Here is a 25,988-nt window from a genome sequence, read left to right on the forward strand (position 1 = left end):
AGCGGTCATTCGCAATCTGTTTTCACTGCTTGCTCATAAACGCAAAGAACCAGCCTCTACTCAAAGAAATACAGTTCCCGGTAATGCTCATACCGCTCCTGGAACTCTTTCGTATCTTCTTTTTTCACAGAGTTCAGATACGCATGACGGCCAATATTTTCCTCACTGCTCTCCAGGATGCTGACTCCGATATTAGAACAGTGATCTGCGATACGCTCCAGGCTGGTGGTCATATCTGTCAGCACAAACCCCATCTCAATCGTACATCTTCCCTCTTTCAGACGGATAACATGACGACGTTTCAGTTCATCACTCAGATCATCAATCACCTCTTCCAACGGCTCGATCTCTTTTGCCAGTTTCTTGTCATTATTACGCAGTGCCTGAACGGTCAGATTTACCAGATCCGTCACTGCTCTGCGCAGGAACATGATTTCGGAATTTCCCTCAAAGGACATTTGCAGCCCTTTTTCCTGCATCTCCTGTGCGCTTTCCTTTAAGTTTACCGCATGATCAGAAATACGCTCCAGATCGTTGATACTGTGCAGGATGACAGACATTTTCGCACTGTCATTCTCCAGCATATTGCGGTTTGTAATCTGGATGACATAGGAACCGATGCGATCTTCAAAATGATCGATACGACTTTCCAGTTTTTCCACCTGTGCGGCTTTTTCTTCGTCATACTGATCCATAAGTGTCAGTGCTTTTGTCAGCGCTTCTTCACTCATGTGTGCCATACAGGCTGTTGCTTCCATACAGTGGCTGATAGCCAGACCCGGCTGTTCCAGGAAGCGGACATCCAGTTTTTTCAATTCCTCCTCGGTCTCCTGAACAGCTGTTCTGCGCTCCGCATGATCTTCCTTGATAGACATGTAAGCCAGCTTCTCCAACACTTTTGCAAACGGAAGCAGTACGATGGTCGCTGCTATATTGAAAATACTGTGAACAACTGCAATTCCTGCCGGTGTCGCCGCATCTCCGAGGAAATCAAAATGTACAAAAGCATTGATCACATAAAATACGATCATAAACAATGCGGTTCCGATAATATTAAAATACAAATGTACTAATGCTGTCCGCTTTGCATTTTTCGATGCTCCGACTGATGAAATAATCGCTGTCACACATGTACCAATGTTCTGTCCCATGATAATCGGTATCGCACATCCGAAGCTTACTGCGCCTGTACTGCACAGCGCCTGTAAAATGCCGACAGATGCAGACGAACTCTGGATGATCGCCGTCAGGATCAGACCAGCCAGCATTCCGAGCAGCGGATTTGTAAACATGGTAAGCAGATGTGTGAACTGCGGTACATCCTTCAACGGTTCCACTGCTGAACTCATCGCATTCATTCCAAACATCAGCACTGCAAATCCAAGCAAAATGCTTCCTACATCTTTATGCTTATCATTTTTTGATGACATCATCAGAAGCAGACCTATGATTGCCAGAATCGGGGAAAATGAGGTTGGCTTCAGCATCTGGATAAAAAAACTGCTGCTTTGGATACCGGAAAGACTCAGGATCCATGATGTGATCGTAGTACCCACATTGGCACCCATAATGATTCCAACTGCCTGAGACAGCTTCATAATCCCGGAATTTACAAAACCGACAACCATAACGGTCGTAGCTGACGATGACTGGATCACCGCCGTAACACCTGCACCGAGCAGAACGGCTTTGATTGGATTCGATGTCAGTTTTTCCAGAATTTTTTCCAGCTTTCCACCGGAAACTTTTGTCAGACCATCCCCCATAACATTCATTCCATATAAAAACAGGGCGAGTCCGCCAATCAACGATAAAATCGCAAATATGTCCATACTAAAGAAACCTCCTGAATTTTATTCTGTGTAAAAATAATCTTGCAAAACAACTGTACTTACCTGTTATTATCTAACATATTGCTACATGTATCACTTTAATCACTCTATGTAAAATTCAGGAGATTCTAATGTAAAGAGTATGTAAATTTTTTACATTCTATTTACATTTATCTGTAGAAATCTTTTGTCCGCCTCTTGTCAACAGCACAGACATGATCAGCGATGTGATCGGAACGGTAAGAATAATGCCGATCGTACCTGCAATTCCCCGCATGATTTCAATCGCAAGGGAGTACATATTCAGTATCTGATGCATCTGATAAGAATATGCATAAATGATCATAACCAGCCCCAGACTTCCCCCGGCATATGCAAGGATCAGCGTATTCGACATTGTTCCGATCATATCACGCCCGATATTGATTCCGGATTTAAAAATCTCTTTTGCTGTAATATCCGGCCGCTGTTCTTTAATTTCATGCAGGGAAGTGGAAACAGACATAGCTACATCCATGACCGCTCCCAGTGATGCAATCAAAATTCCGGAAAAAAGCATCCCGCCGATATCTAGTCTGGAATTCTGCCCCACATAAATCAGATTCTCAATATCATCTACGTTAAAGCCTGTCACATGTCCGAAATGACCGAATAAAAGTGCGATCAGACCAGAAACAATTACACCAAAAATTGTGCCCAGCATAGCTCCGATCGATTTCATCTGAAAATCCGCAATCAGGACAAAAGTGACAAATGTGATAATCACCACTGACACCGTAGCGGACGCAAAGGGGGAAATACCGATATACATCATTGGTATATACAGCATAATCACGACACAGAACGTAAAAATCAGTGCAATGATCGAATTGAATCCTTTTTTCCCTCCAACCAGCCACATCAGACCAAAAAATACTGCCAGCAAAAGCCCGATTTCCAGTTCACGGTCGTAATTATATACATTAGCCGACAGTTCTCCGTCATACTCAGACAGACTTGCGATTACCTTAGTTCCCACTTTACAGTCAGCACCATACAAATAACCGTTCAGGCTGTAAGCATCCACGGTTTCTCCCTTATGACTTCCGGATTTGATTTTCAGCACAATCTCCTGTGTATCCCCGCTGTCCAGAGACGCCTGTGCCTGCTGTACTTCATGATCATTCTGAACCACAACAGCCTTTACAAAAACCATGTGATCGTCTGCCAGCAGCGGTTTTCTTTCTACGCTTTGAAAAAACAGAAACATCAATATGATAATACCGATTACGATAAGGTATTTGCCCCATTTGAAACTTTGTTTTCTTTCTTTCACCATCCATCCTTCTTTCTTCACCTGCCAAAATGGGATGTCATACAAAAGTACAACATCCCATTTTCGTTTCACCCGTTACACGAGTCCTTTTCCACGATATCTCATCCGCCTTCGCGGAGCATTGATCTCAATCGGAGATTGAACCTCAATTAAAATCAACCCTGCCGTTTTTCACGTTCCACAAGCCGTACTCATTTGCTGCAGATCCGGTATAATTGAAATTAATCTTGCCGCCTTCTACATACCACCAACCATACTCATTTGCCACAAGTCCGGTATGATTGAAGTTGATCTTGCCGCCTTCTACATACCACCAGCCATACTCATTTGCTACAAGTCCGGTATAGTTGAAATTGATCTTGCTGCCTTCCACATACCACCATCCGTATTCATTTGCTGCAAGTCCGGTTGTTTTAAAATCTATGGTTCCGTTCTGAACATACCACCAGCCGTATTCATTTGACGTAAGTCCGGTTGCATTAAAATCTACTTTTCCATTCTGAATGTACCACCAACCATATGCATTTGCTGCAAGTCCGGTATAATCATCTGCGACTTTATTGTTTTTATAATAATACCAGTTTCCGTCTGCTGCCGGTTCATTTGCAAGTCCGTCCGGAATCACGGTTTCCAGTGCATTCATCGCATCAACAACAGCTTTTGTTGCTTTATCCAGCCCTTTGATCACGGGAGCTTTCTCTGCTGTATAATCTGCAGACTGTTCCTGTTTTCCTTCTGTTACCTGTAAATAAATTGTCTTGTCGAGAAGTGTGGATAATCCTTTTTTGAATCGGTTTACCGAACCATCTTTATCCTCAGCATTCTTCACAGAACCATAGCCTCTGACCGGATCTGCATCCGTACCATATTTTGCGATAACATCTGCTGCAAACGGATCTTCTTCCGTAACGAGAGATGTTTTCACCGTTTTCAGTTCTTCCAGAGCGCTTTTTAATGCAGCCACACTCTCTTCCGTGTAAGTCACATCGGTACTGTTCAACAATTCTTCTGCTGATGCGATCACTTCATCTGACGACTGTGCATCCTCCGTTTTTGTAATCGTAAAGTCATCTGCATAGCGGTTTCCATTATAATCATAGGTTTTGATCGTAAATGAATCATCCGTGAAATCAATGGTTGAGAAAGATGGCAGACACTCATTTGTTCTCTCAGCAATATAATATTGTGTATAGTTTAACAGGTTATAATATTTGGAACCTGAACCGGAACCTGTTGTAATATACATGGTACCTTCCGGATCAGCAACTGTTCCGCTGCTGATATCATAATCCACAACATTTCCGTCTAATACCTGATAGCTTCGTGAGTAGGTATGGTCATGACCTGTCAGACAGACATCAATATCAAACTCATCCATCAACGGAGCAAAAATAATTCTGTTTGTAGAAGCATCGGTATCCGCATGCGGCTGACCTGAACCATAAATATCACTGTGGAAGATTACCACTTTCCATTTTGCATCCGGATTGCTTGCAACTGCTTCCTGCATGAATTTTCTGTGCTCTGCCTGATTACGGTTATTACTGTTCAGTGAAATAAATAATGCATCGCCGTAATTAAAGTAAAAATCACTTCCTGCTGCTGTCTGTCCCAGATTTTCTCCGGAATTCGGATTATTGAAATGTGCAGAATAATCGGATCCGTTCATATCATGATTTCCGATGGTTGCTGCAATCGGAAGACTTCTGAATACAGATGGATATAAATATCCGGCATATTCACTTTCTCTTGTTTTTCTTACTTCTTCTGTATTGGAGTTGGACTCATTGATCTGATCGCCTGCTGATAACAGAAATGCCGCATCCGGGCATGTTTTGATTGCCTGCTGCATGGTTTTATTCCAGTTATAAGCATCTCTTGCGATACTTGCATCATTTGCCTGTCTATCGGAAGAACTTCCGGAAGCACCTACCTGCGGATCACCGGTAAGGATAACTGAAAACTGATCGGTTGACTGTGTGGTATAAGTGTATTGTTCAGACCATACACTGGTACCATCCTCTTTGTAATCATTCGTGTACTGATAACAATATTTTGTATTTTCAGCAAAATAATTTTCAATATGTACTTTATTGGATGCGGTATAAGTCTTTCCCTGCCAGTTTGCTGCACTGATATCAGATGCTGTTCCGGTAAATACCTCAGCCGCTCCTTTCGCACCGACTTTCCAGATCATAACAGCCGGTATTCCTTTGCTTTCAGAATACCACCCAAAATTCAGATCATTTGCATCAGATCCCGGTGTCAGTGCTACTTGATCTGTTCCGGAAAAAGCGCCTTCACCGCCCTGCCAGACATTGGATACCCAATTCTGAAAATCTGCTGAATTATCGGTATCCGTCTTGAAGGTACTCTGACTTACATCATACGCGCCATAAGCAAATGCGTTTACAGACGGTACCACGCCTGTAATCATGGCTGCCGCAGCAGCTACAACTACACCCTTTTTCCATAAATTCTTATTTTTGTTCATCTCATCCTCCACAAAGCATGCTGTTTTTACAGTTACCCAGGCAATTGCCTGTTTTATAATATCGGATCAGCATCCGCTATTACTTAATTGCAGCCCACTCATCACCCGACAAGGTGTGAGTAAACTATTCCGATTTCTACAAAACCGGTTCCGGATTAATCGTCGGATGGGTTCCATTAATAGAAAAAATGACCCATTCCGCAATATTTGTGGCATGATCGCCGATGCGTTCGAAGTATTTGGCTACCATCAGCAGATCTGTCGCTACTTCTGCACCTGCTCCGTGATTCTGGATCAGCTCGATCACTTCTTTTTTTGTATCATCAAACATAGCATCGATCACATCATCTCTCGCGATTACTTTTTTTGCCATCTCAATATCTTTTGCCACAAAAGCTTCCAGTGCTTTCATAACCATCAGCATACATTCCTGTGACATCTGTTTCATACGATCCATCATCGGCAATTCTTTTTCATTTACCAGACATAACGCTAATTCTGAAATATCTGCTGCCTGATCACCAATTCGTTCCATATCTGTAATCATCTTTAATGCCGCGGAAATCAGGCGAAGATCTCTGGCTACCGGCTGCTGTTTCATCAGAAGTTTCATACACAGTGTCTCAATATCTTTTTCCTGCTGATCTACTTCGGAGTCAAATTCCATGTTTTGTCTTGCTTTTTCTGCATCCTGATGTACCATGGCTTCAATTGCATGCTCGATTGCCTGCTCTACCATGTGACCCATCTGGATCAATTCACCGTTTAAAGTATTTAACTGTCTGTCAAATTGATTTCTCATTTTTTATGTTCTCCCTTGCATTAACCAAATCTACCGGTAATATAATCTTCTGTCTTTTTCTCTTTCGGTGTGGAGAATAACTGATCGGTATCACCATACTCTACAAGGTCGCCCAACAGGAAAAATGCGGTCTGATCAGATACACGTACTGCCTGCTGCATGTTATGTGTTACCATAACGATGGTGTACTGGGATTTCAGTTCCATAACAAGATCCTCGATCTTGGATGTGGAAATCGGATCCAGCGCAGATGTGGACTCATCCATCAGAAGTACCTCCGGATGAACAGCCAGAGCACGGGCAATACAGATTCTCTGCTGCTGTCCGCCGGATACACCCAGTGCACTCTTTTTCAGACGGTCTTTTACTTCATCCCAGATAGCTGCATCACGAAGCGATTTCTCCACAATCTCATCCAGCTGTGCTTTATTATGGATACCGTGAGTTCTCGGTCCGAATGCCACATTATCATAAATACTCATCGGAAATGGATTTGCCTTCTGAAATACCATACCAACCCTTTTTCTCAGCAGGTTTACATCCATATTATTTCCGTAAATATCTTCGCCGTCCAATGCGATCAGACCGTCAATTTTACATCCCTCTACCAGATCATTCATACGGTTTAAGGATTTCAGCAAGGTGGATTTACCACATCCGGAAGGTCCGATAAACGCTGTAATCTGATTTTCTTTAATATTCAGATTAATATCTTTTAACGCATGAAAATCTCCGTAATGAAGATTCATATGCTCGATTGTCATTTTATTTTTTAACATGTTCTTTTCGTTGTCCTCTCTCACATATTGCTGTTTGCAAATTATGTTCATCCAGTTCTCTTTTGGTATTTGTAAAAACTATTTCAAAAGATTTTTTTACAGTGCCAATCGTATCGCTTTAATCTCTCTGCATTTTCTTTGCAATGACGGAAGATAAAATATTGATCAAAAGTACCATTACCAGCAAAATAACTGCAGTGGCAAATGCCTGATCCGTATGCAGACCTTCCTGGGAAAGCACATACATGTGAACAGCCAGCGTACGTCCGGAAGAAAGCAGATTCTTCGGTAACGTTGCCATAGTTCCTGCGGTATAGATCAATGCAGCTGTCTCACCGGCGATTCGTCCGGTAGAAAGAATAACACCGGAAAGAATACCTGGTATCGCACTTGGAAGCACGATCCGAAATACCGTACGAAGTTTACCTGCACCCAGCCCGAAACTTCCCTCACGGAAACTGTCCGGAACTGCTAAAAGTGCTTCCTCGGTGGTTCTCAAAACCGTTGGCAGAACCATGATCGCTACTGTTAAAATACCTGCCATTAAAGAATAGGACATGTGGCAGGCTGTTACGAAAAATAACATACCAAACAATCCGTATACGATAGAAGGAATGCCTGTCAGAGTTTCTGCCGTAGTTCTGATTACTTTTACAAGTTTATTTCCTTTTTTTGCATACTCTGTCAGATATACCGCTGAAAATACACCTACCGGAACTGCGATCAGTAACGCTACTCCGATCATGATCAATGTATTGATAATAGATGGAAGCATTGATACATTGTCACTGTCATAATGTATAGAAAACAGCGACGGAGTCAGATGCGGAATACCTTTTGCAAGAATATATACAATCAGATAACCAAGCATCACAAGCGTAAAAACAGCTGCCAGAATAACCAGTATTTTTAAAATCAGAGAGCCGGCATAAATTTTTTTCTTTGTCTTTTTCATTACTCCTTCTCTCCTTTTCCTTTAATGATGCTGAATGCCAGATTAATGATCAGGATAAATACAAACAGTACCACACCGGTTGCGATCAGTGCTTCTCTGTGAAGTCCGGTTGCATATCCCATCTCAAGCACAACATTTGTGGTCAGTGTACGTACTCCCTGCAAAATTCCCTGCGGCATACGTGGCTGATTTCCTGCAATCATTACTACCGCCATGGTCTCACCAATGGCACGTCCGATGCCAAGTACCACACCGGCTAAAATACCGGATTTCGCTGCCGGGATCACACAACGGAAGATGCTTGCTTCCTTTGTAGCCCCCAATGCCAGCGCGCCTTCAAAATAGGCGTTATTTACAGACCGGATGGACGTCTCCGTTACACCGATGATCGTCGGCAATATCATAATTCCAAGAAGGAAAGATGCTGTCAGAATACTCATACCGTCTGTGTTATCCGTTCCGAAGATCATACGGACCGCCGGTACGATTACCATCAATCCAAAGAATCCATATACGACAGAAGGGATTCCTGCCAGAAGTTCGGTTGCCGGTTTCATAATTTTATAAAGTCCTTCTGGACAATACTTTGCAAGAAATACTGCAGTAAAAATACCAATCGGTACACCTACTACAATGGCACCGCCTGTAATATACAGACTTCCGATGATCATCGGAAAGATACCATATTTATCATTTCCCGGCTTCCACACCTGTCCGCCGAGGAATTTTCCCAGTCCAATTTTTCCCATTGCCGGAATTCCATTTGCAAATAAAAAGATACAGATCATGGCTACTGCCACAATGGAAATGCAGGCAACTAACAGAAAAATGATTTCAAACACTTTTTCTTTTCGTTTCATATATTTTATTTCTCCCTGCGGGAATGCGCCATGCAGACCCTTGCTGTATCAGGTTTGAATCTGTCATGACGCATACATGATAATGATTCAGAACATGGGACTTTTCTATAACAAATGTAGTTCTGAAATCATTATTTTACTGAATCAATTATTTTACATCCTGCCATTTTGTAACTTCACCGGTGAAGATCTGTTTTACCATATCAGAACTGATCTCATCTGTTGGGTTATCATTGTTTACGATAACTGCGATACCATCAAGTGCAATCTTGGTAGCTTTTACACCTGTCTCTTCTTCTTTCAGATCACGGGAAGCCATTCCGATATCACATTTTCCGTCAATTGCAGATGTGATACCTGTTGTTGAATCTGTTGTCTGCTGCTCAATTTCTGCATTCGGGTTTACTTTTTTGTAAGCCTCTACCAGTTTCTCCATAACCGGTGATACACTGGAAGAACCATCGATTGTGATTTTTCCGCTTGCTCCTGTAGAGGTAAATGCCTCACCTTCTGCTACGGAAATATATCCGTCATTGGAGATTACTTCCTGGCCATCCGCACTCATGATATAGTTGATAAAGTCCTGTGCCACATCACTTACACTATCTTTTGTAATAATGTTGAACGGTCTGGATACTTTGTAAGATCCGTTCGATACGTTCTCTGTGGTTGCTTCAGCACCGTCGATTTTTACAGCTTTAACTGTATCATTCAAAGAACCGAGGGAGCAGTAACCGATTGCATATTCGTTACCGGCTACCGTAGACATCATAACCTCTGTGTTGTTTGTGATGGTTGCATCTACGGTTGTCATGTCCTCTTTCTCGCCTGCTTCATTTTTCTCTTCAATTCCAAACAGCTCGATGAAAGCACCTCTTGTACCGGAACCATCCTCACGGGATAATACTGTGATATTTCCGGAAAAATCAGATGCGTCTGTCTTTCCTGCATCACTACTCTCTTTTGCTGCGCTTGTTGCATCACCTGCTGCGCTGTTGTCACTGCTGTTTCCACATCCTGTAAGTCCAAGTCCTGCTACTGTTGTTGCGCAAAGTACAAGCGCCATCATTTTTTTTAATTTCATCTTATTCTCTCCTTTTTACAATCATTGTCCTGTCTATCTTATTTTTAATTGTGTTGGCAAGTTATTTCTTGTTTGCCTTACGCGGTATACTTTATCCCGAATCTGTTTTTCATACTATCCGATTCATGCAAAAAAAAAGTAAAGCTTTTGTAAAAAACTTTACTTTCAAAGGGAAATCTCTGCTTTTTCCTGAAAAAAGAAGGCATCATACCGCAAGGATACGACGCCTTCTTCTTTTTGTGGGAGTTTTATTTTATAGAATTATTTCTACTTTTTTAATAATTGTTTTCTATAGTAAAGATTAGAAAACCACTTTTCCTCCGACTACATTCCAGGTTCCATACTCGTTGGATGCCTGTCCTGTGTAACCAAAGTCTACTTTTCCATTGGTTACCTTAAACCAACCATACTCATTTGCTGCAAGTCCTGTATAACCAAAGTCTACTTTTCCTCCAATTACCATGAACCAGCCATTTTCATTAGATGCAAGTCCTGTATAGCCAAAGTCTACTTTTCCTCCGACTACCATGAACCAGCCATTTTCATTAGATGCAAGTCCTGTATAATTAAAGTCTACTTTTCCGTTGGTTACTTTGAACCAGCCGTTCTCGTTTGCTGCAAGTCCTGTGTAATCAAAGTCTACTTTTCCATTAGTTACTTTGAACCAGCCATACTCGTTGCTTGCAAGTCCTGTATAATCAAAGTCTACTTTTCCGTTGGTTACTTTGAACCAGCCATACTCGTTTGCTGCAAGTCCATTGTAACCAGATGCTACGGTACCATTCTGATACAGGTACCAGTTGCCATCTTCTGCCATTGCAAGACCATCGAGTGCCGGGGTTGCACCTTTTGCTCTTACTTTGATGACAACCTGCATCTGATCCATCGGGCCTCCGGTGGAACTCAGAACATATGGGTACTCTGCAAAATCAGTACTTGGATCAATCTGTCCATTTGTCGGTGTAGTAGAAACGATCTCATAACCATCCTGTACATCAACGCTGAACAGTACCGTACCTGATGGGGTATTCAGCGTTGCTACTTTTGCAGCTGCTGAATTGTAGGTACCATCCTCATTTTCCACATAGAATACATATGGGACATTTACGAAAGTCTGTCCTTCTGCCGCAATACCGGTATCCGGAATTACAATATCACTTGCTTCTACTTTGATGGTTACGTTGTTGATGGTGTATGTACCATACTCATATGCTACATCGCCAACTGTCAGGGCTGTTGTATAAACAGTCTCCGGATCTGCTGCTGTGATACAATCTTCTGCTGCCAGATCCAGTGTGTTCAGGTAACTGTCACCGGTAACGGTCCATGTGGAATCTTTGTCAACATCCAGGTTGACCGGGTTATTAATTGTCTTGTGAGCTGTATGAGAGAAGCTTCCGATTGTCATATAATCGCCGGTCGTACCTGTGCCGTCGTCAGCCAGATAGTTTGCATGGTTTCCACTTTCGGATCCTGTGTATGCCTGCAGAACAGTACCGTTCTCTACTACATCTCCTGTCTCCGGATCAATATGTACTGCTACTGAGGAGGATACAGTACCTGTCAGCTGTGCATTTTCCAGAGATACATCCAGTGCCTGTTTGTTGTTGTAGATACTGTTCCAGATATCACCGGTGTACGCACCGTTTTTGAATGTTGCGCTGGAATCATCGATCTCTTTACCTGTCGGGATCGCATCCTCGCCCACATCATTGATGGTGTAGCTTGTTACACCCGGGTTACCTGCATCGTCTGATTCTACCAGCTCTACCAGGATACCATCGTCAGTACGTTTGGAATCGCCGGAGAAATCTACATCTGTATTGTCCACTACAAGGTGGCTGTATCCTTTGTTTGCCTTACCGGATTTAATCTGCATCAGGGCATCTTTGGTATCTACGTCACTGTCTTTCAGTGTCAGAGTACCGCCGCCTGCCTGCTGTGTCATAAATGCGATACGGTCAGAATACATATAGGAATCGTCATAAATTGAACTTGATTCACCGGATGCAAGGATCTGTACATAGTCCGGAGAGTAGAAACGTACATTGCTGTATTTATTCCATACACCGGAATCCGCATAGGTTACATATCCGGAACCGCCCATGGTGTATCCGTAAGTCACACCGTTTACAGTCTGTGTTGCAGTATATTTCTTTGCAGCCTGTGCCACTTCTACTGTACCGATACCAGAAACAGAATTATTTACCTGAAGTGCATATGTACCGGTGTTGTTGTAAGATGTTCCGGAATCTGTGGACAGAGCACCCCATCCTGTGGAGATGATCATACTGTTGTTGTAGATTGCCTGGCCTGCACCAAGTACGTTTGTTGCACGGATGGTTCCCTCCATACCAAGTGCGAATGGTACACGTTTCATCATGGATGGTACCAGTTCGCTATATGTACTATAGTCATCATTTGTCTCCTGGGCATAGATGACAGAGTTATTTACTGTAGTCTTGGAGCTATCTCCAACCCAGATTGCAGTACGAATGGTTCCCGCTGTATTGATATAAGAATCATTAATGGTTACATCTGTATTCTGATCTGCCATGACAGCTGATCCCCATCCGGAAAAATCATCACCACCGTCACCGTTGGCAGTCACATTTGCTTTGTTGATCGCATATTTGGAATTTCCTGTTACATAAATACCATTAAAATGTGCACCGTTTGATTTTACGGTTACATTGTTTGCCTCAGTATCCGAATAATCACCGGAAATCGCATCCAGAACAGACCCGTCCTCTACAATTTTTCCATCATTTACAAGTAATGCCTGTCGGAAGTTGTAGATAGATTTTACTGCATCCGGGCCATTCCATGGTGGAGCACTCGGACCACCGCTTTTGTAAACTTTGGTTTCTGCGATATTATAGCCACCGTCTACATCATAACTGCTTCCTACTGTAAGATCTTCCTGCTGTCCATCTACAACCAGAGTCAGCACTTTTCCATCTTCTGCCGTCTTGGTATAGCTCTTGCCATCCAGTGTATAAGTGACACTGCTGACGGAAGATGCTTTTCCGGTAGATGTTACTGCTCTCTCATCTCCATAGCTGACATCTGTGATCGTCAGTTTGTTTCCTGTTGCTGATACATCCGCTGCAAGCACCGGACTGCACATTGACAATGAAAGAGTTACTGCCCCTGCTACGGCCAAAGACTTCCGTAACAATTTAGAATTTCTGTTCATACGCTCTCCTCTCTTTTCCGAAAAACCTTCCTACATAGTAAATAACTGATAGGAATATTATTGCAAAAAGAGCGCTTTGACAAAAGGAAGTTTTTTTAGAATAAAAGGACGTTTTTTTAGATGTTCTATATCTCCTATATAAAACGGATATTCGCAATCCGCTTTCGCTACTTGCTCATGAACGCAAAAAAAGAGCTATCCGACTTTCTCGTCATCAGATAGCTCTCTCACCTGTTAAATCGAAGTTTCACTATATAACCTCCCTTTCTATATTCTCTTTTTTGTCCCAACTATGGATCTCTGCCTCTCAATGGATTGTTCCTCCTTTAACCGATTTTCTTTTATAATGATAAACTCTGTCAAAAGAGATTATATTTATCTGCTTACTCCATTGGACTGACCTCCTGTTGTTATTTAACGAAAGATGGGATTCAACTTCTCAACTTATATATCGTGTTATAATGTTTTCTGAAGTTGTCTCTCTTCTTTTGTTGTCTTTATTGTATTGCATGTTTGTGCTTTTGTCAATGCTTTTTCTGTATATTTTTTATATTTTTATAAGTTTTCTGTCATTTTGCGTTCGTTTCATCGTTTTGCTCACACATTTTCCATCTGCCTGTAGGAAGCGTTTTCCGGAGGATCTTAATTTCAGGAATCCTGCCCAAACTGCTCTCTGGCACAGACAATATATTCCAACGCATTCTTTCGATTTTCTTCCATTTCTTCCTCTGTCACTGCCCGTCTTATTTTTGCCGGAGAACCAAGTGCCAGCATCCCATCCGGAATCACCGTTCCCTGCGTCACCAGTGCACCGGCTCCGACGATTGCATTTTTTCCGACTTTTGCACCATTTAACACAATCGCCCCCATACCGATCAGTGCACCGTCACCAATCTCACACCCATGAATGATTGCCTTATGTCCGACCGTTACATAACTTCCGATCAGCACCGGAAATCCCGGATCTGCATGCAGCACACAACCGTCCTGAATATTGCTGCCTTCGCCGATCTCAATCCGATCATGATCTCCTCTGACTACGGACTGATACCAGACACTGCTGCCTTCTGCCATGGAAACGTCTCCTATAATATCTGCACTGACAGCCACATAGACATCCGTAAAATTCTTATTCTGAACAGCCTCTGCACATTCTTCCTTTTTTTCCATCATTTCTCTATCCTTCTTTTATTTGAATGCCTCTGATATGCTCTTGCCGATTCCGTCACTGCCAGTCCACCCTCGCTGGTTTCCTTCAGACAAGGCGGAAGCTGATTCCCGATGCGCCGCATACTGTCGATCACATCATCCGGTGCGATGGCACTTCGTATGCCTGCCAATGCCAGCTGGGCAGATGTTACCGCATTCACTGCTCCGCAGGAATTACGTTTGATACATGGTACTTCCACCAGACCAGCTACCGGATCACAGACCAGTCCCAGCATATTTTTCAGAGCCAGTGCCGCCGCATGCATGATCGTCTCTGCATCCCCTCCCTGAAGACTTGTCAGCGCACCTGCTGCCATAGCACTCGCTGATCCGATCTCCGCCTGACATCCACCGGAAGCTCCCGCCAATGATGCATTTTCAGCGATCACAGTTCCAATGCCTGCCGCCACGTACAGCGCTTTTACCAGGTCTTCCTGCGTTGCTGAAAAGTCCTCTTCATAGCTTAATAAAACTGCCGGAAGTACACCGCAGGATCCTGCTGTCGGAGCTGCCACGATCCGCCGCATACAGGCATTTGACTCACCCATTTTAATCGCTTTCTCCATGACTTTTCCGATAAAGTCCCCGCAGATATTTTTTCCCTGTGCATTATACTGCTGCAATTTTGCGCCATCACCGCCTGCCCGTCCGCTGGCGGAACGAAGTGCACCGTTATAGCTCTGATCCGCCTGCTTCATCGCCTGATACATGATGGTCATTTTTTCAAATGATGCCTCGGCACTGCGCTCATTCTCACTCATATCCGCATTACGGACAATCTCCCAAACTTCACGATTCTGTAAAACTGCCTGTTCCTGCAATTCTCTCAGTGTATGATATCCTGCTGTCATATACCTGTACCCCATTTTTCGTTATCTGTTATCTGTTTTACGCCGTAAGTCCCGGGAAATAAGTCACTTTCTGTACGCCTTCTACTCCGGCAAGCCATACAATTCCATCCTCCGGAATCAACTGGTCACACTCAACTACCATCACCGCCTGCTGTCCTTTTGCAGAACGGTACACCTGCATGGTTGCAATATTGACATTCTTCTTAGCTAACATGGAGGTTACCGCCACGATACATCCGGGCTGGTCGATATTATGCACGATCAACGTCGGACATTCTCCGGAAAAACCGGTATTGATACCATCAATTTTATCAATGCTGATCCGTGAACCTCCGATAGAAGAAATCTGAACCTCCGTCTGCTTTCCGCTAATGCCATTCAGACAGATTACTGCCGTATTCGGATGCGCCTCTTCCAGCCTGGCTTCCCCGAATGCTACTTCCATGCCTCGCTGTGCGGCAATCTCATAACTATCCGCAATCTGGTAATCATCTGTCTGCATTCCCAGCAGACCTGCCACAATAGCTTTTCTTGTTCCATGTCCTTCTCCGGTTGCAAGAAAAGAACCATACAGCAGTATCTCTGCTTTCTGAATCGGCTCCCCAAGCAGTTTCCCTGCCACATAGCCCATACGGACTGCCCCTGCTGTATGGGAACTGGAAGGACCTACCATGATCGGTCCAACAATATCAAATAAATCCATATCCGTTATCTCTCCTATTTTCCAAAAAATTATCATCATGCGAAAGAAAACTAGCTTATACAGATTTTTCTCATGCGAATCAGATTAATCTTAACAGAGTTTTACCCCCCCCTATAAATTTTATCCGGAATATTCGTAGCAATATCCTTCAGACACTGCAATAGGACAGGATTAAATACTCCACATTCTCCATTCATGATCATCTGCATAGCTGTCTCATGTGTATAACTTTCCTTATATACACGTTTGCTTACCAATGCATCATATACATCAGCAATGGAAACTACCTGTGCAGAAATAGGGATATCGTCCCCTTTCAAACTGTCCGGATATCCGTTTCCGTCATATCGTTCATGATGCCATCTGCAAATCTCATAAGCCGTCTGAACCAGTGGTTCTTTCTGGTATTCTTCCAGATTTTCCAGAATAGATGCACCAATCAACGTATGTGTTTTCATGACCTCGAACTCTTCTTTGGTTAATTTTCCATTTTTATTTAAAATCTTATCATCAATACCAATTTTTCCTATATCATGCAGCGAAGAAGCCATCACGATCAGATCCTGCTTTACCCAGGAAATGTTATACTGATCCGTCACCTGACGCAGGCGCTCCAGAAGCATTTTTACCAACGCATTTACACGGCTAACATGTAACCCGCTTTCACCATTACGAAATTCAACAATCTGGCTTAAAATAGCCACCATGATTTTTCGACTTTCTTCTTTTGATTTTACCTGTTCTGTCAGAATTGTCGTCAAACGTCTCTGCTTTGCATACAGTTTTATGATATTATTCACACGTCTCTGAACAACTTTGATATCAAATGGGCGGCTGATGTAATCACATACACCCATATTATATGCTTTTCGCATATAATAATCAGAATTCTCACTTGATATCATAATAACCGGAATAAACTCGATCCATTTTTTTCGATTCATCTGCTCCAGCACATCAAAACCATTTATACCGGGCATCACAATGTCCAACAGAAGCAGAGATATCTCTCTTTCGTATTCCTCCAGCATCCGGATACACCGTTCTCCGCTTTCCGCCTCCAGAATATCATAATCTTGATGAAGCATTTCATACAAAATTGCCCTGTTTATTTCAGAATCATCTACAATCAGAATACATTGACGTGAATGCTTTCTGGAATATTGTATCATTTCATCTTTGTCTCCGGAACGTTCCCACTCCGTTACAATTGTATTTTTTGTCTCTTTTGCTTCATACATCAGCTTATCAGCTTTCGGCACCACTTCTTCAACAGCCTGATTTTTGGCCATTACAGCACCAATACTGACAGATAGATATAGATTCTTACTTTCCGGAATCTGTATCATACGAATATGATAAAGAATTTCATTTAGCTTCTGTTCAAACATTTCCTGAGAAATATTGGGAATGACTAAAAAAAATTCATCACCCCCATAACGAATCAATGCATCAGAAGATCGGATAACACTTCGGATCGTAGTTACAACGGCTCGCAGTAAAATATCGCCGACTTCATGTCCATAGGTGTCATTGCTCGTCTTAAAATCATCCAGATCAATCATGGCGATACCGGCAGTCACCACTTTTTTACGGATCCTGTCCTCAAAATATCTGCGATTGTATGCCTGTGACAACGCATCCGTATACAGCATCTTGTAAAACTCTGTCATATTGGTTTTTGCACTTTCTGTCGTTACTTCTCCCAATACTGCATCCGTATCTACACGACGGACATATTCCATAACATATGGAGTATCATCCACTTCTACATATTTCGCAATAATTTCCTTCAGTTCTGTCCCCGCATTTTCATACTTTGTCTTCTGCCCTTTTTCTTTCAGAACTTTTCTCGCAATACACGCCTCTTCAAAGCTTTTTTGTCCCAGGCACGATCTGCATTCACAGCTTGTCTTCCATATGTTCGGCTCTCCACTGTCTCCAGCTTCTACTCCCAAATCCGATGCATTTAATAAACGTACTTCATGAAACAGCTGACGAAAAATTTCCATTTGCTTTCGTGCCTGTTCCATTGTCATTTTTATCTCTGAATCCATGTTATTCCTCTGATTATCTTATTGCCCTAATTCCCTGATTGCCTCTACCGTAATCTGGTATTGCTTCTCGACTTGCGCCAGCACAGCTTCATAGCCCTTCAATTCTCTTCCACGTAAAATCTCCGTCAGCTGTGAGCTTAAATCACACAATTTTGAAAATCCAAGATTTGAACATACCCCCTTTAATGTATGTGCCCCACGAAAAGCCAGCTCAGCATCCTTCTTTTCAATTCCATCTTTTATCATTTGAAAACTGGGATCGTCTAAAAAACGAATTACAAAGCGCTGGATAAAACTTTCATTTCCCAGACGCTGCATTACATCCTCAAAATTTCCTCCCATTTTCCGGTAGCATTCTTTTATATCCATATTGTCCTCCTGGTTGAACTCCATCTAATTCCATATTATCACTATGAAGATAAATACCACGCAGTCTGCGTGGTATTTATGCTCATATATTTATTTCTATTCATACCAACCTGATAATCTGATACATCAGCCATATTTTGATATTGGGATCAAAAGATGCCATACGAATTGTTCCGTACTTTGTACTCCCACAATTCTACCCAATATCGCATATCGTGAAGCTAACGCTCCACTTTTATGCTCATATCGAGGCGGGTCATTAAGCCTAGCATCATATTTTCTTTATATTATAGTAGATAGTTGCTATTATCACAAGTATTAAGTAGCATGGAATAAGTGTTTTTTTATAATTACTGCATTTTTAATCATTAAGTTTTACTTAATATATCACTAAGATACAGTAGCTTTACTTCTTTTATCATATATCATATAATAAGGTCAACAAAGGAACACACGAACAATTCAATTTTTCATCATATAAGGAGGACATAACAATGACAATGAAATTAGTAAAAAGATTATATAACAGAGGACAGAAAATGAGCACAAGACAGGTGTTAGACACAAATGACCTGACACTGAAATTAACAGCTCAGCAGCATGATTTGAAAGAAGTTTGGAGAAAAGACCAGAAAACACTTTTCGGAAAAGCTATGCAGGCAGAATATGATCATGCAAATGGAAATTTACGTCATAGATTCTGCTAATCATCCCATATGAGCAATTATGATATCTTTCTTCCAATACGATACGTTCATCAAAGAAGCTCTTTCTACTTAACATTTTTGTTTTTGGTAGAGAGCTTCTTTGATATTCTCTACGCCTCCAAACTACCGGATTTCCCCGATTTGCTCATTTTCAGCACCATCTTTCTCAAACTATAAATTTCTGAATTTCAGTAAAATCTATTTAAATCTCATTATTTTTATTATTTCGTTTCATTACAAACACACAAAAACGTATCCCTAAATAGCATAAACCAGCACTAAGGAAATACACCATTACCTTTCCTGTCTGTTCCAAATATCTCAGTTCCGGAGCATACTTCACACACCGTATCCAGTCAGACATCCGCTCTGACTTATCCGCAAACCATCCGCTCCAAAATGCAAAATCGGACCATTTTGTAGGAATCATATCTTCCGGTATCTTCACATAAGAATGCAGGAAAATCACCATCAGCAAAACTCCACTTGTGATACAGGTGATTCTGACAATTGTCCCTTTTATATAATCAGGTGCAATTCGATATCCGTCTTTATAATATTGTGCCTGTGCCGTATACTGCACCCGATACCCTTTCCATTCACCCAACAGCAGACGGAGCAGCCATATCCATAGCAAAATACAGAAAACGACACTGAACAGACTGGTTATACTGTTCATAAAGCGAACATCAAATGCAGTTCCTGCAAATCCTGTTTTCCATTCCACCATCTGTTCCAGTACAGACAATGTCATATGATCTGATGTCTCTACTGTCATCCGTTCCAGCCTCGTTGTATGCAGATCTTCCGCCAGAAACACTGCTCCCTGCGTCTTCTGCTCCAGCATGCCCAGCACCTGATAACTGTGTCCATCCATGGTAAACGTAAGACCGGAAGCATCCGATACACCGAACAATTCCTGTGCCGCTTTTTCTCCCAGAAGACAGCCACCTGTGAGTGCCGGATTCAGCATCACAGCCGAAGGAAATAATAACTGACTGTTTCCTTCCACAGCATAGATTTCCACCATACTGCTGCGCCTCAGAACCGGATTTTCCAGCACATGCATTCCTTCCGTTCCCCAGATGGCATAAGAGAGTGGTTCTTCCGCTTCTTCATTTCGCTGCCGCATCTGTTTCGCATCTTCATAGGTATAAAACTGCCGGTCTCTCTGAAATAATGTAACCTGGCTCTGATACAGGAGAAGTTCCTGTTTCTGCTGCACAGCAGCCGCATAACATATGAACCCGCAGGCAACCAGAAATACCATAAGTACAGATGCCGCCTTTTTCTTTTTCCATGTATTCTGCAATACACTGCTCTTAACAAAATGATTCCACCGCTTGTTCATTGCTTCTCCGTTCAAATGTCCTGTCCTGGACCGCAGTACTGCTGTCCGCTGCCCATACGCTTACTCTTCCTCCAACCTGACCCTGCTCCCGTCTGTAATATCCTTATCAGACGATACGATCACGTCTCCGGAAATCATCTCATCTACCGCCACATACTGTTCATTCATATCCAGGACAGTCACCGGCACTTCCTTTGCTGTCAACTCTGTTCCCATCACAGCATCCTCTTTTTCCATCACATAGATAAAATACTGGCTGCTGCCTTTCTGATGCAGACTGGACAGCGGCAGACAACAGTCAAAGGTATCGGACCTGTTATCTACGGTTACGGTTATTTTCGTTCCTACCGGATACAGATCTCCCGGAATATCTGCCGTCAGCCGGCAGCCACCGGACGCATCTGTCTCTGATCCGTCATTTCCAGACACCGTTGCAGATGAAAGTTCATAGTCTTCCTGTATCCCTGACATATTCTTGCCATGTAACGTAATTACACTGTCTCCGGAAATCTCATCCACATATTCCTCCGGAAGTTCTGCCACAAACCGCACCGTTTCCGCTGCATCAGCCAGCATGACCGCGATGCCCTCCGCAGTCTCCGTACCTGCGGTCACATTCAGCTGTCCAACTACACCTGTGTATTCTGCCCGATATACACCACCGTTTTCCGCACAGGCACGCAGGTTTTTTAACTGTTCCTCCAGCGTGTCCGTATCCTGGGACAGATTCAGATCCTCCTTCGTCCGCTGTACTGCATCCGCGGCTGCACTAATCTGTTTCTCCTGTTCCCTCACAACTGCCGCATAGGCGCTTTTTTCCGATTCCACTGCGTTTTCCAGTTCTTTCGCAACCGTCTCATCATAAACGGAAGCAGCTTTTTCGTTCATTGTCCTTTCTTCTGTCGATTCTGCACTGACACCGGCAGTCTTTTTATGTGTATTGATGTAATTCTGATATTCCGCAACTGCCTTTTCATAAGTCTGATATGCACGTGCTTTTTCTTCCTCTGCATTTGCCTTCACATCCTGATAAGCCGCTTCCGCTCTGGAAACCGATAAACGCTCTTTCTCATCTACACGATTCAGTTCTGTCTCAATGGAGGCTATGCTTTCCTGCAACTTCTGCATATCAACAGTAAAGATCACATCACCGGCTTCTACCTGCTGTCCGGGAGACACCTGAACACCAGTCACCATCAACCCTGACGTTACATATTGAAGTACATAATTCTTCGCTTCAACCGATCCGTTTAAGGATATCTCATGTGAGATTTTCTGTCGTGATGCTCTGGTCACAGTTACACGCGCCTTAACTGCCGAAGATGCTGCTCTGGAACATATCGTCAGTACGATCATCAGTCCAAAAAACACAGCTGCAATCTGTACCCATTGTTTTTGTTTCATCTTTTCTGTCCTTTCGCTCATGATTCACTACCACCACCCATTGCCGCAATTCCCTGTTCCAGATATCTGTGCCCACACAGGAACACAAGCAACGGTGGTAACAGCGCAACCAGTGCTGCCACAAACGCAACACCTGCATTCTCCTTCGTGATCGTCGAGATATATAATGACAACGGTTTTAACCGTTCCGTTCTGAGAAATACCGCAGGCTGTTCGATCAGATTCCAGTATTCCAGAAAATCAAGCACAATGACCGACATAATCCCGGGCATCCCCAGTGGAATTCCGATTCGCCAGAAAATCTGCCATTCATTTGCTCCATCCAGCTTGGCTGCCTCGATCACATCCTTTGATAGCTTTGAAAAAAAACGATACATAATGAAAACAGGAAACGTAGAACAGACACCCGGCAGAATCAGTGCCCACAAGGTATCAATCATCCCCATCCTGTTTAAGACCAGATATTCTGACAGCATCAGAATCTGAAACGGAAAAAGCATCAACACGATGTAGAGCGAAAGCAACATCTTTTTCCCCGGAAAATGCCAGCGTGCAAATCCCCAGGCTGCCGGAAGGCTGAGCAGAAGCTGTCCGCCGATTACCCCGCCTGCGATCTTCACCGAATTCCAGAACATGACATAATACCCCGGCTCATCCAAAAGCAGTTCCACGTAATGCCGCAAAGTTGGCTCAAATGGCAGCCATGTCCATTGAATCGTTCCATCTGCGGACCAGAGTGACGCTAAAGAATTTCCCAGTTCCGCTGTACTCTTCAGCGAACCGCCCAGCAGAAAAATCAACGGATATACTGCTGCAAAAGAAAAAACAAACAGCAGAAGAAATATAAAAACCCGTATTGCAATCCGAAACACTTTCATCCTTTTCCCGCTCCTTATGACGTTTCCCTGTCAAATAACTTCTGAAATACCATGATCAGTACAAACAGGACGAGTCCCATCAGCACTGCACCTGCTGCCAGTTTATTGACCGCCAGATCCCGGAACCAGTTATTAAACAGATGCTGCAACAGATAAATATGCTGTTCCGGATAATCCCCGGCAACCAGATAGGCCTCCCGGAATACTTTAAAACCATTGATCAGGGATAATGTCAGAATCAAAAATAACGAGGACCAGAGATTCGGCATGGTAATATGCAAAAAGCACTGTCCTTCCCCGGCTCCATCCACTCTCGCAGCCTCATAAATCTCAGAAGGAATCGTGGCAAGTGCCGCCAGCCATAGAACGATATCATACCCAAGATTTTTCCAGATATAGCTGAATACCAGAATAGCAAAAGAATACCTTGTATTCAGCCAGTTCTGTCCTGCCACACCAAGCAACCCCAGAAAACCACTCAGGAAACCATTTCTGGTAAAAAGCACATTCCATAGCAGTACAATGGAAGCTACCGGCATCGCCATCGGAAGAAGAAACACACTTTTCAACCAGTTTCCAATCACCTTATTCTTCTGTAGATAAATTGCAATCAAAAGTGACAGAAACAGAAGCAGTGGGACACAGACTGCCAGAAACAGAACCGTATTTCCCGCTGCCAGCCGAAAAGATGTATTTTCAACAACTGTTTTATAATTGTCCATCCCGACAAATCTCTGCCCGGTTCCATCCAGAAACGATCTGCGGAGCACATCCAGATAAGGAATCACAAACAGCACCAGTACACCGGTCAGACTTGGCAGTAAAAACAGATATGCGTGCATGGAACCATTCTTTCGGACATTCCTCTTCTTATCATTCATCCTCTTATTCCCCAAGATACAGATCAATCCGGTTGGCTGCCGCAGATACAGCATCATCCAGGCCTGTCGAACCATTCAGATAAGAAGTCAGAGCTTCCCTCACAATATCACGCAGGATCACATCATCCGTAAACACATGATTCATCTGGCGGATCTGCTGTTCCAGTGATGTATTCTCTTCCTCGGATGGTGCATAAATATAAAAACTGTCCATATCGTCTCCCATATACAGTTCACAGATCAGACCATCCTCATCCATATCCATGCCATCGCCCCGGACTGCACTGCGAAATGTATCCAGTGTAACCGGCTCATACCAGTTCATATTCAGCTTCTGGGCCTTATTTTCAAGAGAAAACCGGATAAAATCCTCTACCATATCTGCCTTTGCAGTATTCGCATTCACCGCCAGAATATTGCAGGGCTGATACATCGGATACAATGCATACTCCGCTTCTCCATTGTGTTGCTGTGTCGTAAGTGCACCGAGGTCCGTCACTCCTGCCACCAGTCCTGCGGATACATTTACAGAATCATTATAGTGAATTTCCACTTCACCTGCCTGAATACTGGTTGTCGTGGCATCTTCCGGCAGGTTTTTATCCGAGGTCGTTTCTGCCAGCTTTCCACATAATTCCATGTATTCTTTCAAGGCTTTTTTATTCACCGTCTTATCATGAATCATATTTTCCGCATATATATCATACAAAAACTGCGTGTACTGTGAAAAAGCGTGATAGTCGGCAGTATACTGATAACCGGAAATTCCGGCCTCATTTATATGTTTCAGAATCCACTGACCGGTAACAGACGCAGAACTGATTTCCGGGGAGGAACCAACCGCTCCCTGCACTGCATAAAGCAGAAAATCTGTCGGTACTGCATACAATTTTCCATCTTTTCTGTAGGTCTCTGCTATATTTGTGAAATACGCGTCTTCCGATATATTCAGATCCACTGGAAGCAGGAGCCCCATATCCGTATATTTTTCAACAGACAGGCCATCCATAACGATCAGATCCGGTCCACTGCCGCTCAGCAATTCCGTATTCAACTGTTTGATTGCATCCGTCCTCGTAAGTGCCGCTTCCTCTTCCATTCCGGTCCGGAGTTCCACCTTCAGTTCCGGATGTTCCTGCTGATACAGCATGGCAGTCTGCGTTACCGCAGTATTTTTGGTAAGACTGTAAATCGTAAAGGAAACCGTATTCTGTTCCGGATCCGGCTCGATTCTCCACAGAGTAGTCTCTCCGGTAGTAAGCGTACTCAGATAATAGGTATTCTGTTTTCCCTTACATACCGGGGACATCCCATTGAAACAGGTCTGTCCATGAACCGTAGCAGGAACAGACAATACATTGACGGTTCTTCCATCCCTGTATTCATAAATCGCTTTCGTCGTAACACACATCACCGTGTCACCGAATGCTTTCATCGGTGCAAACACTTCACGATCATTTGCGTTCCACATCTCTTCTACAAATTTCTTCAGCCCGGCTTCCGGTTCCTGTTCCTCTAATGTCTCTTTGTTCAGGCAATATTTAATCTCATTCCCATATACAATAAACTGATCTTTCACTGAGAAAAAGCCTGCAGAGCAATAATCATAAGAAAGCGTTTTTAAAGGCTTCTGCTGCTCTGTATCATACAACACGCATTGTTCTGTACCTGCAACCGATACAACATGGTCATTTACCATACTGATATTCCATGCATATCCACCAATCTTTGTAAACAAATCTCCGACGTTCAGTTCCTCACTTTTCTTCTCCGTCACCCGCATCAGATGACATCCGCCCGCATCGGATTCACTGTTTTCCGGATCTGATACGATCACAAACGCTTCCAGACCATCTGTGCTTTCCTGTAATGTTCCGGCCAGCAGATAGCTGTCTTCCGGGAGGGTATCGGGAAGCTGCATCTCATCCTCCCAGTTTTCTCCCTGATCAGAACTTTTCCATACAAATACCGGTTTTTCTCCGTTCTCCGCCTCACCATCTGTCAGTGCATAAATGTCACCGGTTTCAGACGACAACAGATCATAATAGTAGGAATCCCCGATACTGATGACAGATCCCGAACCGGTACCATTTTCCATCGCAGTCTCATTTTCCACATTTGTGCTTCCATCCTGTGCAGCCTTTTTGTCATTTCCACATCCTGCAAGCAAACATACGGTCATTCCTAGTATTGTTACCATTCCCCATATCTTCTTCATCTTTGTTCCCCCAATTCAATGTGCCGGCATACTTACCTTG

Annotated in this window: 20 protein-coding genes; 1 reads left to right on the forward strand and 19 read right to left on the reverse strand. The window is 43.2% G+C overall.

The genetic code is table 11. From position 1 onward, the window contains the following. Nucleotides 1–56: 56 nt before the first annotated feature. From ACIRUQ_RS13085 to ACIRUQ_RS13150, 14 genes are all read right to left on the reverse strand, one after another. Nucleotides 57–1,832: a Na/Pi cotransporter family protein gene (locus tag ACIRUQ_RS13085; RefSeq protein ID WP_022035174.1), complete on the reverse strand. Its 1,776-nt coding sequence runs from the start codon at nucleotides 1,830–1,832 to the stop codon at nucleotides 57–59. Nucleotides 1,833–1,992: 160 nt separating this feature from the next. Continuing rightward, nucleotides 1,993–3,219 (reverse strand): YibE/F family protein, encoded by a 1,227-nt coding sequence (locus tag ACIRUQ_RS13090; protein ID WP_021739398.1) that lies wholly within the window; start codon nucleotides 3,217–3,219, stop codon nucleotides 1,993–1,995. Between the two features lie 73 nt (nucleotides 3,220–3,292). After that, nucleotides 3,293–5,641 carry a metallophosphoesterase family protein gene (locus ACIRUQ_RS13095; protein ID WP_172679904.1) on the reverse strand — a complete coding sequence of 783 codons (2,349 nt, stop codon included), beginning with the start codon at nucleotides 5,639–5,641 and terminating at the stop codon, nucleotides 3,293–3,295. A gap of 136 nt (nucleotides 5,642–5,777) precedes the next feature. Next, entirely contained in the window at nucleotides 5,778–6,443 is a 666-nt protein-coding gene (phoU, locus tag ACIRUQ_RS13100; protein ID WP_022035172.1) for a phosphate signaling complex protein PhoU, read from the reverse strand. A 20-nt stretch (nucleotides 6,444–6,463) separates the two neighbouring features. Further along, nucleotides 6,464–7,222: a phosphate ABC transporter ATP-binding protein PstB gene (gene pstB, locus ACIRUQ_RS13105; RefSeq protein WP_055290645.1), complete on the reverse strand. Its 759-nt coding sequence runs from the start codon at nucleotides 7,220–7,222 to the stop codon at nucleotides 6,464–6,466. 118 nt (nucleotides 7,223–7,340) lie between these two features. Then, the gene (pstA, locus tag ACIRUQ_RS13110) at nucleotides 7,341–8,177 is read right to left on the reverse strand and encodes a phosphate ABC transporter permease PstA (RefSeq protein WP_021739394.1); all 837 of its coding nucleotides are present in this window, start codon (nucleotides 8,175–8,177) and stop codon (nucleotides 7,341–7,343) included. Next, the gene (gene pstC, locus ACIRUQ_RS13115; RefSeq protein WP_022035170.1) at nucleotides 8,177–9,037 is read right to left on the reverse strand and encodes a phosphate ABC transporter permease subunit PstC; all 861 of its coding nucleotides are present in this window, start codon (nucleotides 9,035–9,037) and stop codon (nucleotides 8,177–8,179) included. The genes pstA and pstC overlap by 1 nt, the downstream gene beginning before the upstream one ends. A 148-nt stretch (nucleotides 9,038–9,185) precedes the next feature. Further along, nucleotides 9,186–10,121: a substrate-binding domain-containing protein gene (locus ACIRUQ_RS13120; protein WP_055290627.1), complete on the reverse strand. Its 936-nt coding sequence runs from the start codon at nucleotides 10,119–10,121 to the stop codon at nucleotides 9,186–9,188. 301 nt (nucleotides 10,122–10,422) lie between these two features. Then, a complete protein-coding gene (locus tag ACIRUQ_RS13125) occupies nucleotides 10,423–13,320 on the reverse strand; it encodes a hypothetical protein (protein WP_055290626.1) in 2,898 nt (965 codons plus the stop codon). Between the two features lie 648 nt (nucleotides 13,321–13,968). Beyond that, nucleotides 13,969–14,493: a gamma carbonic anhydrase family protein gene (locus ACIRUQ_RS13130; RefSeq protein ID WP_242853623.1), complete on the reverse strand. Its 525-nt coding sequence runs from the start codon at nucleotides 14,491–14,493 to the stop codon at nucleotides 13,969–13,971. Beyond that, entirely contained in the window at nucleotides 14,490–15,395 is a 906-nt protein-coding gene (gene sdaAA / locus ACIRUQ_RS13135; RefSeq protein WP_404856497.1) for an L-serine ammonia-lyase, iron-sulfur-dependent, subunit alpha, read from the reverse strand. The genes ACIRUQ_RS13130 and sdaAA overlap by 4 nt, the downstream gene beginning before the upstream one ends. 22 nt (nucleotides 15,396–15,417) lie before the next feature. Further along, nucleotides 15,418–16,083, reverse strand: coding sequence for an L-serine ammonia-lyase, iron-sulfur-dependent subunit beta (gene sdaAB, locus ACIRUQ_RS13140; RefSeq protein WP_022035165.1), 666 nt, complete (start codon nucleotides 16,081–16,083; stop codon nucleotides 15,418–15,420). A 101-nt stretch (nucleotides 16,084–16,184) separates the two neighbouring features. After that, entirely contained in the window at nucleotides 16,185–18,140 is a 1,956-nt protein-coding gene (locus ACIRUQ_RS13145; RefSeq protein WP_404856498.1) for a diguanylate cyclase domain-containing protein, read from the reverse strand. An 18-nt stretch (nucleotides 18,141–18,158) separates the two neighbouring features. Then, nucleotides 18,159–18,509 carry an Hpt domain-containing protein gene (locus tag ACIRUQ_RS13150; RefSeq protein WP_055290623.1) on the reverse strand — a complete coding sequence of 117 codons (351 nt, stop codon included), beginning with the start codon at nucleotides 18,507–18,509 and terminating at the stop codon, nucleotides 18,159–18,161. Between the two features lie 494 nt (nucleotides 18,510–19,003). Here ACIRUQ_RS13150 and ACIRUQ_RS13155 point away from each other — a divergent pair, with 494 nt between their 5' ends. Beyond that, the gene (locus ACIRUQ_RS13155; RefSeq protein ID WP_055290622.1) at nucleotides 19,004–19,216 is read left to right on the forward strand and encodes a hypothetical protein; all 213 of its coding nucleotides are present in this window, start codon (nucleotides 19,004–19,006) and stop codon (nucleotides 19,214–19,216) included. A gap of 202 nt (nucleotides 19,217–19,418) precedes the next feature. Here the strand turns inward: ACIRUQ_RS13155 and ACIRUQ_RS13160 are convergent, their stop codons facing one another. From ACIRUQ_RS13160 to ACIRUQ_RS13180, 5 genes are read right to left on the reverse strand one after another with little or no spacing between them, the layout of a single operon-like run. Beyond that, on the reverse strand, nucleotides 19,419–20,567 hold the full coding sequence (locus ACIRUQ_RS13160) for an ABC transporter permease (protein ID WP_055290621.1): 1,149 nt from the start codon (nucleotides 20,565–20,567) through the stop codon (nucleotides 19,419–19,421). A gap of 60 nt (nucleotides 20,568–20,627) precedes the next feature. Then, a complete protein-coding gene (locus ACIRUQ_RS13165) occupies nucleotides 20,628–21,992 on the reverse strand; it encodes a biotin/lipoyl-binding protein (protein WP_055290620.1) in 1,365 nt (454 codons plus the stop codon). Continuing rightward, nucleotides 21,989–22,849, reverse strand: coding sequence for a carbohydrate ABC transporter permease (locus ACIRUQ_RS13170; protein ID WP_055290619.1), 861 nt, complete (start codon nucleotides 22,847–22,849; stop codon nucleotides 21,989–21,991). The genes ACIRUQ_RS13165 and ACIRUQ_RS13170 overlap by 4 nt, the downstream gene beginning before the upstream one ends. Nucleotides 22,850–22,863: 14 nt before the next feature. Continuing rightward, entirely contained in the window at nucleotides 22,864–23,730 is an 867-nt protein-coding gene (locus ACIRUQ_RS13175; protein WP_055290618.1) for a carbohydrate ABC transporter permease, read from the reverse strand. A gap of 4 nt (nucleotides 23,731–23,734) precedes the next feature. Continuing rightward, complete coding sequence (locus ACIRUQ_RS13180) at nucleotides 23,735–25,948, reverse strand: extracellular solute-binding protein (protein ID WP_055290617.1); 2,214 nt, start codon at nucleotides 25,946–25,948, stop codon at nucleotides 23,735–23,737. Between the last annotated feature and the right edge of the window lie 40 nt (nucleotides 25,949–25,988).

Origin of the sequence: Eubacterium ramulus (assembly GCF_045002895.1) — a bacterium.
Taxonomy (GTDB): domain Bacteria; phylum Bacillota; class Clostridia; order Lachnospirales; family Lachnospiraceae; genus Eubacterium_I; species Eubacterium_I ramulus.